Below are 12,520 nucleotides of genomic sequence, written 5' to 3' on the forward strand. Positions count from 1 at the left end.
CGCTCCCACTATCCCATCCAATCCACCGCCAGCGCTGTCACCCCGAATATCGCGCCTGCCGCGCACACCGCGTTCCATCCGCCCCACGCCCAAGCCACCCCCGCCAGCAGCGAGCCGATCGCGCCGCCGATGAAGAAGATGYCGACGAACAGCCCGTTGATGYGGCCGCGCGCCTTAGGCTGCAGCAGGTTGACGGCCCGGCGGCCGAGCGTCTGGTCGCCGGTGACGCCGATGTCGAGCAGCACGGCGCTGACACCCATGAGGATGAGCGGCAGCCATGCGTCGCCGGCCTTGGCTGCGCCCRCCCATGCGGCGAGGCCGAGCGCCGCGATCAGCACGAGGTGGCACAGGATCGTGGCGGAACGCGTAAAGCCGCGATCGCCGGCGCGGCCGAAGATCGGCGTCACCGCCGCACCCCCAGCGCCCACCAGCGCGAACAGGGCAATGCCTTTCTGGCCGAGATTGAAGGGCGGAGCGGAGAGGCGAAGCGCCACCGCGGTCCAGAACACGCTGAAGGCGGCCATCACCAGGCTGGCGGTAAAGGCGCGGCGGCGCAGCACCGGCTCCTGACCCAGAAGTCCGATCAGCGAGGCGATGAGCTCCGCATAGGTCGCATGCGCCACCGGTTTCCGCCTCGGCAGCGTCAGGCCGAGCAGGATGGCGAGCAGYGCCAGCGCCGCGGCGCTGATGCCGTAGAATGCGCGCCAGCCGAAGGCGTCGGCGACGAGGCTGGCAATCGGGCGCGACAAGAGGATGCCGATCATCAGCCCGCTCATCACGTCGCCGATGACGCGTCCGTCCTGTCCGGGCGGCGCCATCGAGGCCGCGACCGGCACCAGCACCTGGATGCAGGAACAGGCGGCGCCGAGCACGAACAGCATGGCAAGCAGCGAGGGGGCGGCCGGCGCGAACGAAGCGACCGCCGCCGCGAGCGCCGCCGCGCAAAGCATGCGCAGAACCAGCACGCGGTTCTCGACGAGATCCGACAGCGGCACCAGGAGGAACAGTCCCGCCRCATAACCGAGCAGCGTGGCCATCGAGACGAGCCCACCCTCCGATGCCGCGGCGCCCAACGACGGGCCGATCAGCCCGACCAGCGTCTGCGGCGCGAACAGATTGGTGACGATGATGCCGACAGAGGCGGCGAACARCAGCGTCTGGGACCGGGTGATGGTGCCGCCTCCGGCATGCGGCGACGGATCGCCGAACTTGGCCGTCGCGATCCGGGCGTTGTCTGTTCCGTTCATGGGTAGCCTCGCTGTCCGCATATTTCGCGAGGACTTTATTCGCATTGATCATAATGCTACAATTCAAATGATCTGATAATGATTATGCGAGATACGCATGAACATCCATGACCTCGAAGCTTTCGTCGCCGTTGTCGAAACCGGCTCGATCGTCGGCGCCTCGGCTAGGCTCAACCTCACCCAGCCCGGCGTGACGCGTCGGGTGCAAAATCTCGAGGAGCAACTGGCGACGTCCTTGCTCGACCGCCAGTCGAAGCCGCTCAAGCCCACCGCGTCCGGCCGCGAGGCCTATGAGCATGGCCGCCGCGTGCTGCGCTCGCTGGAGGATATGAAGGCGGGCGTCTCGCCGGACGGCGAGGTGAGGGGCGAGTTCCGCCTCGGCATCATGCCTTACCTTTCGACCAGCGCGCTGTCCGAGCCGCTCGACAGTCTGCGCGCAGCCTTCCCGCAACTGACGCTCAAGATCACCTCCAGCCTCTCGCCGCGCCTGGTGGAGCAGGTGCTGCACAGCGAGATCGATGCCGTCGCCGTCTGCCTTGCCGAGGGCGTCGCGCCGCCGCCCGAGCTCGTCGGCGACGATCTCGGCGTGCAGGCGGTGCTGCTGGTGGCCTCGCCAAGCCTTGGCGTGCCGAAGCCGGCCGAGCTCAACGATCTCGCACGCTATCCTTGGGTGCTCAACGAAAGCGGCTGCGGCTTCCGCGCTTTCATCCGCCACCGCTTCGAGGCGGCGCGGCTGCCTTTCCATGTCGGCGTCGAGGCGCAGGGCGCGGATCTGAGAATGTCGCTGGTGGCGCGCGGCCACGRCATCGGCGTCGTCACGCCCGGCGCGCTGTCAGGYAGCCAATGGYGCGACGCGGTCGAGGTGGTCGACTGCCCCGGCTTCAAGCCGCAGGTGCGCTGCTGGCTGCTCCACCGCCCCCCGGCCGGCCGGCTGGCGCGCCCGATCGCGGTCTTCCGCGATGCGCTGGCCGAGGCGCTAAAGGGGCCGATGCCGCTGATGTCGTGAGGGCCAGGCTTATGTTCCCCCAGGCAGTCGAAAAAGCGACTTCAACATCTTGCCGAAGCTAAGTGTCAAAGACCGCCGGAGAGAGTGGACTGCGCCGCCCTTTGAATTCGCAATCTCCGCGTCTTGCGACCGGGGCAAGGAGGCGAGCYACGAATCCCAAAACTTCTGCTGCATGGAGACGAACACGGGCATCACATCATAGCCGTCGTCAAATATATTGACTAGGTCGCCCTTTTTGGGACRCTCACCTGTTTTCACTTTGCAGACCACCAATCCTCGACTCATCTCTGTCACGGTGCCTTCAGGGAAAACATTGGCGCTCGCGCCATAACAAAAGGGTAGTAGTCCTTCCACTTCGAGCTGATTGCGGATTTGGCATAGGGCTTCGAAATAGTCGTCCTCTTCAGCAGCGATGACTTTATTGCGATAGCTGCRGGTAAGCCTGCAGCGGCTCCCCACATTGCGCGGCGTGAACACCGCCTGCTCGTCACCTCCCGTGCCTCCTCCGATCAGGAACACCGTGTATTGTTCGTCCATTGTCATCCCCCGCTCTCTCGACCATATTAGTTGTGATTGATCATAAATACAACTAAAAATTGTAGATGGGTCGCGCGAGTTGCTGCTTGCTGACTCCTGCCTCGTCCTTGACCCGACCCCCACCTCCGCTATCTTCGCGCCATGCCGAACACCGCTCCCTCCGCCGCCGCGCCGCTGATCATCATCGACCTGCAGACCGGCATGTTCGACGGCCGTTTCGACCCGCCAATCCATGACGCCGACACGATCGCCGAGCACGCCCGCAGGCTGATCGACTGGGCGCGGCGTTCCGGCCGCAAGGTGGCGTTCGTGCGTCATGACGGGCCGGAAGGCGACCCGCTTGCGCCGGGCGCCTCCGGCTGGCCGGTCTGGCCGCCGCTCGGCCAGGCGACCGACGAGCCGACTTTCGGCAAGAAGGTCGGCAACGCCTTCTCGAACCCCGAACTCGCCGAATGGGTGGCCGGGCAGGGCGCGAAGGACGTCGTGCTCATCGGCGCTCAGACCGATTTCTGCGTCGCCGCCACGGTGAAGGGCGCCTTCGCCGAAGGGCTCGGCGTCACGGTAGTTTCCGACGCGCATTCGACGCAGGACAGCGAAAAGGAAAAGGCGCCCGACATCATCACCCGCCACAACGAGGCGTTCGCCGGGCAGGGCGCACGGATGGCGACGACGGCTGAGCTGACCGAAGGCTGAGCGCACCGTCCCTTCTCCCACAACAAGGGGAGAAGGGACGAACCACAACCCAAGGAGTCCCATCTTGCCCACCCTCACTCTTCCCGCCGAAGGAGGCTGCCGCTGTGGCCGCGTGCGACTGAAGATCTCGGCAAGGCCATTGCTCACCATGGCCTGTCACTGCACCGGTTGCCAGTCGATGTCGTCCAGCGCCTATTCATTGAGCGCGGCGGTCCCCTCGGAAGGGTTCGAGGTAACCAAGGGCGAGCCGGTGGTCGGCGGTCTGCACGGCGCGTCGAAACACTATTTCTGCGGCTACTGCATGACCTGGATGTTYACGCGGCCGGAAGGGATCGACTGGTTCGTCAATCTGCGCCCGACCATGCTCGACGACCACGCCTGGTTCACACCCTTCATCGAAACCTGGACGGCTGAGAAACTGCCCTGGGCGGAGACATCGGCCGTGCACAGCTACGAAGCGCTGCCCGCCTTCGAGGAATATGAGGGACTGGTCGCCGAATACGCCGGCACCCAGGGTTGATCGAGGACTGTGCAGATAAAAAAGCGGCGACCTAGGGCAAGGTCGCCGTTGCCATCTCCGTACATGGTCGACGCGGCCGTTGGGGGCGCATTGTTGGGGATGTGCTTGGGCGTCCGCGTCGACCACGGCGRCCTCATACCGCAGGCTTCACCATGGCACATTTGCCGCCCGCTGAAACTTCCGCGAAAACGGTATATTGCGGCGGTTGCACTTGCCTTCCTGCACACGGACGAGAAAGCAAGGGCGAAACACTTTCTCCCTCGAACCGCATTGACCTCGTCCGCACGACCGGCGACGACTGACGCTTTCCTTTTCAAGGGATTGCATCGTGAACCAGACTCATTTTCTCAACGCCAGGCTTGCCGATGGCTCGCTTTGCGACCTCACCGTCGCCGGCGGCCGCTTCAGCGCTGTCGCGCCTGCCGCTAATGCGCCGCTGACCGGCGCTATCGATCTCGCCGGCCAGTTGGTGCTGCCGGCTTTCGTTGAGGGCCATATCCATCTCGACACTTCATTCTACGGCGATGTCTGGCGCCCGCACATTCCCTGCACCAACGGTTTTGACGTGCGCGAGCGGGTCGCCTTCCAGATGCGCAACCTCGAGCAGGCAGCACCCATGGCGGAGCGGGCGAGAAACCAGCTCGAGCTCTGCGTGGCGCATGGCAGCCTCGCCATGCGCAGCCATGTCATGGTCGATGCCGCGGTCGGGTTGAAGCATGTGGAGACGATCCTTGGGGTGCGGGAGAAATATCGCGACCTGATCGATATCCAGCTTGTCGCCTTCCCGCAGAGCGGCATCCTATCCTCGCCAGGCACTGCGGAATTGCTCGACGAGGCGCTTAAGCTCGGCTGCGACCTGATCGGCGGGCTAGATCCGGCAAGCTTCGACCGCGATGTGAACGGACACCTCGATGTGGTGTTCGGCCTTGCCGAAAAACGCGGCGCCGGTATCGACATCCACTTGCATGACCGCGGCACGCTTGGCCTGTTCGAGATTGAGGAGATCGTCGCCCGGACCATAGCGTCGGGCATGCAAGGAAAGGTCGTTGTCAGCCACGCCTACGGGCTGGGCGATATTTCCGCCGAGGCGCTGGCCGCCGCGGCCGAGCGCATCGCCGTTGCCGGAGTCGCCATCATGACCAACGCGCCCGGCGATCATCCATTCCCGCCGGTGGCGGCGCTGCGCAAGGCGGGCGTTACCGTCTTCGCCGGGTCCGACAACATCCGCGATTCCTGGTGGCCCTATGGCGATGGCGACATGCTCAACCGCGCGAACATGATCGGCTATCGCTCCGGCTTCTACGAGGATTGGGAACTGGAAGCGGCCTATGATGTGGTGAGCCATGCCGGCGCCAAGGTGCTAGGCCTCGAAGGCTACGGCATYGCCGTCGGCGCCAGGGCGGATTTCGTCGCGCTGAGGGCCGAGCATGTCCCGGAAGCGGTGGTGGCGGTGCCGAAGGAGCGCACCGTGTATCGGGCCGGCAGGGAAGTAGCCCGGGGTGGGAAGCTGGCCACCTAGGTCGCCTTACATATCGCTCGCCTAATATTGCCGGAGAAGCTATATTGCACCCGAGTGGCTTGGAGGGATAGCCATGTCGGAATTCAATGTCGGCTTCGTGGTTTTCCCGGGCATCACCCAGCTCGATTTCACCGGTCCTTTCGAGGTTTTGAGCCGGCTCGCAACGCCACCCTCTATGTCCGAGCCGAGCAGGTTTGCTAACGCGCAGACTTACGTCGCGGCAAAAACCATGGCGCCGGTCGAGAGCGATCGGGGCCTCCTGTTGATGCCCAACTGCACCTTTGAAGACTGTCCGCCGCTCGATCTGATCTGCGTGCCTGGCGGCGCCGGCATCGTCGAAGCGCTCGCTGACGCGGAGACGCTTGGTTTCATCAGCCGTCAGGCCGCGGGTGCGCGTTACGTGACATCGGTCTGTATCGGCGCCTTTCTGCTTGGCGCCGTCGGGCTGCTGCGGGGAAAGCGGGCCACCACCCATTGGGCCCACACCAGCCTGCTGCCGCTTGTCGGCGCGACTTACGAAAAAGCGCGTATCGTGCGCGACGGCAATGTCTTCACCTCGGCTGGCGTTTCCGCCGGCCTCGACTTCGCTTTCGCGATCATCGCTGAACTTGCCGGAGTTGACGTTGCAAAAGCCATCCAGCTCTCGATCGAGTACGACCCTGAGCCGCCTTTCGATGCCGGCCATCCCGACAAGGCATCCAAGGCGGCAACGGCGCTGATGACACAGCGCAACGCCGCAGCCCGCGCAGGGATAGAGCAGGCGCTGGGTGGTAGGCTCGCGTCGTCGGCCAACTGAGCGGCGGCCGGCTTTGCAGCTTGTGCGCCGACGCCGCATGTTTCCACGCGGGCTCGGGATTTGCCATGAAGAGAGAATACTCAAAGCCGACGCTCGTCAGCAAAGGCCGGCTTTCGGCACAGACCGCGAGACCAAGTGGTTCGGATGCGCAGGCGCCGGAGTAAGGCGCAGCCCTTAAGGGACGTGAATCGCTGCACCAGGCGACAAGCCCAAGCGTCTGACATTGCAGGCTACGCCGCCTGGCAGGCCGCATGCCCGATCCCATAAATTAATTTGCATGCATATGTTTCAAGCCGCCTCGGCTTCGTGAAGCATTTCACCGTTCGTGCGCAATCCACCGGTTACAGACGCATCGCAAAAGCGGCGCTGGGTGAAGAGGCGGCACCGGTTTGCGCCGCTGATTTATGGGAGCTTTCCATGTTCAAAAGTCTCAACCGGATCCGCGCCGCCTTCGCGCAGGCAAGCAAGCGCCGCCGCACGACGCGCCAGCTCAACGAACTGCCGACCGAGATCAAGAAGGATATCGGCTGGCCGGAACAGTCGAACCACCTCGACGAAATCCGGTTGCCATTTTAGGACATTTGAGAGCCGGCGGCATGGAGCGCATGAACGCCCAAGCCGCCGGCCAGGCCGTCAGCCGGCCGGCTTGTAAGCGCCGGCTGCCTTGTTGGCGGCCGCGATCACTGCCTTCATGTCGAGCTCTTCAAGGACGACGAGATCGCTTACCGAACCGCTTGCCCGCACCGCGAGCGTCATCCCCATCCCGGCGATCTGGTCCGGCACCTCGCCGTTGACGATGACGTCATAGAGGCCGCGCGTGAACATCAGGCTGTTCATCTTGCCGCCCACGCTTTCAAACAGCGCTGCGATTGCAACCTCACGGTTCGATCCTTGCATCAGCCCTTTGGCGGCGTGGGGTTCATAAGTCGCCAATATGGTAACCTTCATGGGACTCTCCTCCTAATATCACTGCCTCGGCCACCCAATGATGTGGGCAGCACGGACGTGCCTGTTCTCTCCTGGCATTTGACTGGTCTGTCCGTGGACCGCTCGGGCAGTCCTGGCCAACGGGCGGTCCAACCGGAGCGAAGGCTCCGGCTTGGCATAATATGCGCCTTTTCTAATATAACGGCAATCTTGCGATGTTCCGGGACCTGCAAACGCGGGTCGTCAGGCTAGCCACCAGAGTCCGCCGATCACCAACGCGACCGCCAGCACAATACCTGCCAGCATCATATASGAGCCGATGATCATCTCGCGGATGATCTTCTTGATGCTGGCGCGGTCGTTGAGGTTGGGGAAGGGTTCGTTGGGAAGCGGAACGCCGAGGAAATCGCAGAGCGGACCCCAGCCGTCGGTGACCTTGAATATCAGGAGCCTCTCAGGGGATACCGCCGCTTTCACTTCGTCGATATAGGCGTTGTAGCGCRCCACCGCCTTGTCGCGGTCATTCATCACGCCTTTCAGCGTGCGGCCCCACACCAGCTTGCGCGACATGTCGCCGAACTTGYGGCCGAAAGGCGTCAGCCATTCCAGCACCTTGAACTGCCAGACATTCTCGGTGAAGTAGATCGTGTCGATAGTGCTGTCGTACCAGGCTTCGGCACCGCGCGGATGCAGCGTCAGAAGCACTTTGGCGCGGGGGTACGCGGCCATCAATTCCTWCCACACGCAACAGCCTGGATTATCGACGGTGGCCTTGTAGTGGGCGAACACCCGGTTCCAGTCGTGCTGGCTGCCCGGCGGGCTGTTCGCCACCTTGCGCCAAAAATCCAAATGGCCCTTGTTTGCCTTGTTGATGATGACTTCCTGCATATGATAGCTCGGAAGACCGAGCCGGTTCAGTGCGGCGAAAGTCGACCACGTGCCAGTGCGGCCGAAGCCGGCCCCGATGACCTCGAGCGTCATTGCGCGTCCCCATTGGTCCGGATTGATTTTCTCGCGGTTTCCGGATCCCTGGTTTAATCGTGCGCCTGTCCGCCCAGTCGCGCAACGGTTTTCCATTAGCATTCGGTGAAATTTCTGGGCCAGATGTCGCCTCGACGATGCGCCATGACCGTTTTGTGTATTCACGCGAAGGGCGCGGCCTGATAATAGGTCAACCAGGCTGACCTAAATAAACACGCCCCGCGGGAGGTGCGCCTTGACCCTGTTGAACCTTCTGGCCTCGCGCTCCTCGCGCATGAAGGCTTCGGAAATCCGCGAGCTGTTGAAGCTGCTCGACCAGCCGGACATCATCTCCTTCGCCGGCGGCATTCCCGACCCGTCGCTGTTTCCAGCCGAAGCGATCGGCGATGCCTACCAGGCGGTGCTGGGCGGCACGGACGCGGGGGCAGCGCTGCAGTATCAGGTCAGCGAAGGCTTCCTGCCGCTGCGCAAATGGCTGGCCGCCTATATGGGCAAGCTTGGCGTTCAATGCGACGAAGGCAACATCTTCATCACCTCCGGCTCGCAGCAGGCGCTCGACTATCTCGGCAAGCTCTTTTTGTCCCCCGGCGACACTGCGCTTGTGACATGGCCGACTTATCTCGGCGCGCTGCAAGCCTTCAACGCCTATGAGCCGCGCTATGACCGGTTGAACACCGCCGGTGGCAACATGACGCCGGAGGCCTATCGCRCTGCCGCGGCCGCAAATGGCGGCAAAGTGAAGTTCGCCTATCTGGTGCCGGATTTCGCGAATCCGACCGGCAGCACCCTGGACACCAAGCAGCGCGAGGCGGTGCTCGACTTGGCCGGCGAGCTCGACATCGCCGTCATCGAGGACGCCGCCTATCGCGCGCTGCGTTATGACGGCGAGGGTGTGCCGCCGATCCTGGCGCTCGACTGCGCCCGCTCCGGCGGCATCGATCATGCGCGCACGCTCTATTGCGGCTCCTTCTCGAAAATCCTGTCGCCCGGCATGCGCGTCGGCTGGGTCTGCGCGTCGCGTCATGTGGTGGAAAAGCTGGTGCTGATGAAGCAGGCCTCCGACCTGCACAGCCCCTCGATCAACCAGATGGTCATGCACCGCGTCGCCGAAACCATTTTCGACGCCCAGGTGGACAAGCTGATCGGCGCCTACCGCAAGCGGCGCGACGCGCTGCTTGGCGCGCTCGAAGCCAACATGCCCGACGGCGTTTCCTGGAGCCGCCCGGACGGCGGCATGTTCGTCTGGCTGACGCTGCCGGAAGGCACGGACGCCACCGAGCTGCTGGCGCGCTCGGTCAAGGAGGCGCGCGTCGCCTTCGTGCCGGGCAACGCCTTCTACGCCGACGGCACCGGCCGCAACACGCTGCGCATGTCGTTCACGCTTGCCGACGACCGCGCGGTGAACGAAGGCGTGCCGCGGCTGGCGAAGCTGCTGCGGGGATAAGCCTTCAATCACCGCCGTCTCGCGCAGGCGTGATTGGTAGTGCGCAGGCGTGATTGTTCGCGCGGCCGATTCCTCGGTTAGTGTCGTGATCGATCCAACACCCCCTGGATCGACCGGCCGTGGGGTCCCACCTCCATAGTCCGAACGAAAGAGCCCCGACGGCCTCCACCGGCGGGGCTTTTTCTTTGTCCAGGCAGGCGGTCGCGCCTGCTTGCCCTTTTTCGGGCCGCTTTTCCGCTACGCTGTGTTGTTCAGGGAGGATCAAATGATCTTGCGCGTCAGCTTCACCATGCTTGCCCTGGTCGCCTTGGCCACCCAGGCGCAGGCGTTCGAGATATCCAGCCCCTCGGTCTCCGACGGCAAATGGGATGCGAAATATCTCGGCGACAAGGCCGGCTGCGGTGGGCAGAGCGTCTCGATCGCGCTTGCCTGGAAGGATCCGCCGGCCGGCACGAAGAGCTATGYGCTGACCATGTTCGACACCGACGCCAACGGCGGCAAAGGGTTCTGGCACTGGCTGGCCTGGAACATCCCGGCGAGCGCCAAGGGACTGCGCGAGGGCGCCGGCGCGCAGGGTGGCAAGCGCATGCCCAAGGGCTCGGTACTGGGTAAAGGCGACGTCGGCCGCGTCGGCTATTTCGGCCCGTGCCCGCCGCCCGGCAGCGGCGACCATCACTATGTCTTCACGCTCTATGCGCTGGGCGAAAAGACGCTGCGCACGCCGGACAATCCGCTGCCGGACATGGTCTCGGTCGCCGCCAAGAGTTCCGCGCTCGGCCAGGCGACGGTGACGTATACTTATGGAAGGTAGCTAATCTCCCCCCTTGATGGGGAGATTACCCTCACTCCGCYGCCTCCAGCTTGTCCTGCGTCTTCGTCTCGAAGTCGCTGGCGTCGTGGCGCTCGCGCAGCTGGAAGGCCGGATCGCCGGACATGCGGTTGACCATGCGCCCGCGGCTCACCGCCGGCCGCGCATCGATCGCGTCGGCCCAGCGCTGGACGTTCTTGTACTCGTGCACGGACAGGAACTCCGCGGCGTTGTTGTAGCTGCGGCCCTTGGYGAGCCCGCCATACCAGGGCCAAACCGCAATGTCGGCGATGGTGTAATCGGGGCCTGCGAGATATTCGCTCTCCGCCAGCCTGCGGTCGAGCACGTCCATCTGCCGCTTGGTCTCCATGGCGAAGCGGTCGATCGCATATTCGATCTTGTGCGGCGCATAGGCRTAGAAATGGCCGAAGCCGCCGCCGAGATAGGGTGCGGAACCCATCTGCCAGAACAGCCAGGAAAATGTCTCCGCGCGCGCCGCGCGCTCGGTCGGCAGGAACGCGCCGAATTTTTCGGCGAGATAGGTGAGGATCGAGCCGGACTCGAACACGCGCACCGGCTTCGGCTCGCTGCGGTCCATCAGCGCCGGGATCTTCGAGTTCGGGTTGACCTCGACGAATCCGCTGCCGAACTGGTCGCCGTCGCCGATCTTGATCAGCCAGGCGTCGTATTCCGCGCCCTTGTGGCCGAGCGCCAGAAGCTCCTCCAGCATGATCGTCACTTTCTGACCGTTGGGCGTGGCCAGCGAGTAGAGCTGCAGCGGGTGCTTGCCGACCGGCAATTCCTTCTCATGCGTCGGGCCTGCGATCGGCCGGTTGATCGAAGCGAACTCACCGCCATTCGGCTTGTTCCAGGTCCAGACTTTCGGCGGGATATATTCGTCCATGTGCGGAGGCCCTGTAGGTTCGGAGAACTGCGACGTCTGCTGATGGCGATAGACTTAGGTGCGGTTGCGCGCGCGTCAAAGAAAAAAGTTCAATCTTCGTTGAACTAGCGCTTGTACCAGCATGCAGGGCTTCCCTCCTCCCACTGGGAGAAGGACGAGGGCCCTTGCGCCGCGCGCCTCCGGCCATACTTAATAGGCGAAGACCCGCAATGCAGGATGGATCGATGACCATCGGGAAAATTTCGCGCTCCGTCGTTGCCGTGCGCGCCATGGTGCCGGACGACGCTTTCACCGCCAACGCGCTGGGCACGCGCCGCGAAGGCAGCGGCGTGGTGATCCGCGACAATGGGCTGGTGCTCACCATCGGCTACCTCATCACCGAGGCCGAGGAGGTGTGGCTGACCGACCAGGACGGCCGCGTGGTCGCGGCCCACGCGCTGGCCTACGACCAGGAGACCGGTTTCGGTCTCGTCCAGGCGCTGGCGCCGCTCGGCCTGCCGCCCGTCCAGTTCGGCAACRCCAGGAAGGCCAATATCGGCGATGCCGTGACGCTCGCCGACGGCATCGGCCAGCAGGTCGATGYGCATATCGTCACCAAGCAGGAATTCGCCGGCTACTGGGAATATCTGATCGACGAGGCGATCTTCACGGCGCCCGCGCATCCGTCCTGGGGCGGTGCCGCGCTGTTCGACGGCGACGGCAAGCTGCTCGGTGTCGGTTCGCTGCGCCTGCAGATGAGCCGGGCCGGCGAGGTCGCCGACATCAATATGGTGGTGCCCATCGACCTTTTGACGCCGATCCTCGACGATCTCATCAAGCGCGGCCAGACCGCGACGGCGCCGCGCCCTTGGCTCGGCGCCTTCTCGGCCGAGTCGAACGGCATGGTGGTGGTGATGAGCGTGGCGGAAGGTGGCCCGGCCGCCAAGGCGGGCCTGCGTCAGGGCGACATCATCTCCGACGTGCGCGACGGCGAGGTAGACGGTCTGGCGGATTTCTACAGAAAGCTCTGGCAGAACCCGGCCGGCTCGGAAATACCGCTGCGCGTCGTGCGCGACGGCCGCGAGACCTGGCTGCGCGTCAAATCCGCCGACCGCAATTCCTTTCTGAAAAAGCCGCAACTCCAATAGGTTCGGCGCCC

Annotated in this window: 14 protein-coding genes; 9 read left to right on the plus strand and 5 right to left on the minus strand. The window is 64.1% G+C overall.

Annotated elements, in window-relative coordinates; translation table 11 throughout:
* Positions 1 to 8: 8 nt before the first annotated feature.
* Entirely contained in the window at positions 9 to 1,247 is a 1,239-nt protein-coding gene (locus tag LCM4576_RS05655; RefSeq protein WP_116397885.1) for an MFS transporter, read from the minus strand.
* A 97-nt stretch (positions 1,248 to 1,344) separates the two neighbouring features.
* Between LCM4576_RS05655 and LCM4576_RS05660 the strand changes: the two genes are divergently transcribed.
* Positions 1,345 to 2,253 carry a LysR family transcriptional regulator gene (locus LCM4576_RS05660; RefSeq protein ID WP_071030921.1) on the plus strand — a complete coding sequence of 303 codons (909 nt, stop codon included), beginning with the start codon at positions 1,345 to 1,347 and terminating at the stop codon, positions 2,251 to 2,253.
* Positions 2,254 to 2,262: 9 nt separating this feature from the next.
* Here the strand turns inward: LCM4576_RS05660 and LCM4576_RS05665 are convergent, their stop codons facing one another.
* On the minus strand, positions 2,263 to 2,790 hold the full coding sequence (locus LCM4576_RS05665; protein WP_206744873.1) for a hypothetical protein: 528 nt from the start codon (positions 2,788 to 2,790) through the stop codon (positions 2,263 to 2,265).
* A gap of 141 nt (positions 2,791 to 2,931) precedes the next feature.
* Between LCM4576_RS05665 and LCM4576_RS05670 the strand changes: the two genes are divergently transcribed.
* From LCM4576_RS05670 to LCM4576_RS05690, 5 genes are all read left to right on the plus strand, one after another.
* Positions 2,932 to 3,483, plus strand: a complete 552-nt coding sequence (locus LCM4576_RS05670) for an isochorismatase family protein (RefSeq protein ID WP_071030922.1) — start codon at positions 2,932 to 2,934, stop codon at positions 3,481 to 3,483.
* A gap of 64 nt (positions 3,484 to 3,547) precedes the next feature.
* Positions 3,548 to 4,003, plus strand: a complete 456-nt coding sequence (locus LCM4576_RS05675) for a GFA family protein (protein WP_041012435.1) — start codon at positions 3,548 to 3,550, stop codon at positions 4,001 to 4,003.
* Positions 4,004 to 4,328: 325 nt separating this feature from the next.
* Positions 4,329 to 5,522 carry an amidohydrolase family protein gene (locus tag LCM4576_RS05680; protein WP_371410037.1) on the plus strand — a complete coding sequence of 398 codons (1,194 nt, stop codon included), beginning with the start codon at positions 4,329 to 4,331 and terminating at the stop codon, positions 5,520 to 5,522.
* A gap of 73 nt (positions 5,523 to 5,595) precedes the next feature.
* Positions 5,596 to 6,318, plus strand: a complete 723-nt coding sequence (locus LCM4576_RS05685; protein ID WP_041009501.1) for a DJ-1/PfpI family protein — start codon at positions 5,596 to 5,598, stop codon at positions 6,316 to 6,318.
* A gap of 306 nt (positions 6,319 to 6,624) precedes the next feature.
* Positions 6,625 to 6,894 carry a hypothetical protein gene (locus LCM4576_RS05690; protein WP_131803220.1) on the plus strand — a complete coding sequence of 90 codons (270 nt, stop codon included), beginning with the start codon at positions 6,625 to 6,627 and terminating at the stop codon, positions 6,892 to 6,894.
* 57 nt (positions 6,895 to 6,951) lie between these two features.
* On the opposite strand, the gene LCM4576_RS05695 is transcribed toward LCM4576_RS05690, so the two are convergent.
* Positions 6,952 to 7,266 carry a GYD domain-containing protein gene (locus LCM4576_RS05695; protein ID WP_040980665.1) on the minus strand — a complete coding sequence of 105 codons (315 nt, stop codon included), beginning with the start codon at positions 7,264 to 7,266 and terminating at the stop codon, positions 6,952 to 6,954.
* 222 nt (positions 7,267 to 7,488) lie between these two features.
* Complete coding sequence (locus tag LCM4576_RS05700; RefSeq protein ID WP_244510653.1) at positions 7,489 to 8,328, minus strand: sulfotransferase family protein; 840 nt, start codon at positions 8,326 to 8,328, stop codon at positions 7,489 to 7,491.
* A 172-nt stretch (positions 8,329 to 8,500) separates the two neighbouring features.
* Between LCM4576_RS05700 and LCM4576_RS05705 the strand changes: the two genes are divergently transcribed.
* Positions 8,501 to 9,670, plus strand: coding sequence for a PLP-dependent aminotransferase family protein (locus LCM4576_RS05705; RefSeq protein WP_198540212.1), 1,170 nt, complete (start codon positions 8,501 to 8,503; stop codon positions 9,668 to 9,670).
* A gap of 265 nt (positions 9,671 to 9,935) precedes the next feature.
* Positions 9,936 to 10,481, plus strand: coding sequence for a YbhB/YbcL family Raf kinase inhibitor-like protein (locus tag LCM4576_RS05710; protein WP_071030927.1), 546 nt, complete (start codon positions 9,936 to 9,938; stop codon positions 10,479 to 10,481).
* A gap of 31 nt (positions 10,482 to 10,512) precedes the next feature.
* Here LCM4576_RS05710 and yghU read toward each other — a convergent pair whose 3' ends face one another.
* On the minus strand, positions 10,513 to 11,382 hold the full coding sequence (yghU, locus tag LCM4576_RS05715) for a glutathione-dependent disulfide-bond oxidoreductase (protein ID WP_071030928.1): 870 nt from the start codon (positions 11,380 to 11,382) through the stop codon (positions 10,513 to 10,515).
* A 224-nt stretch (positions 11,383 to 11,606) separates the two neighbouring features.
* On the opposite strand from yghU, the gene LCM4576_RS05720 reads away from it, so the two are divergent.
* Positions 11,607 to 12,509, plus strand: coding sequence for a S1C family serine protease (locus LCM4576_RS05720; protein ID WP_071030929.1), 903 nt, complete (start codon positions 11,607 to 11,609; stop codon positions 12,507 to 12,509).
* Positions 12,510 to 12,520: the final 11 nt, after the last annotated feature.

It is taken from the genome of Mesorhizobium sp. LCM 4576 (genome assembly GCF_001854815.1).
GTDB lineage: Bacteria > Pseudomonadota > Alphaproteobacteria > Rhizobiales > Rhizobiaceae > Mesorhizobium > Mesorhizobium plurifarium.

What these genes read in the sequence shown, in the direction of transcription:
- LCM4576_RS05670 (WP_071030922.1), top strand. Translation starts at nt 2,932, where the DNA reads ATGCCGAACACCGCTCCCTCCGCCGCCGCGCCGCTGATCATCATCGAC.
- LCM4576_RS05685 (WP_041009501.1), top strand. Translation starts at nt 5,596, where the DNA reads ATGTCGGAATTCAATGTCGGCTTCGTGGTTTTCCCGGGCATCACCCAG.
- LCM4576_RS05695 (WP_040980665.1), bottom strand. Translation starts at nt 7,266, where the DNA reads ATGAAGGTTACCATATTGGCGACTTATGAACCCCACGCCGCCAAAGGG.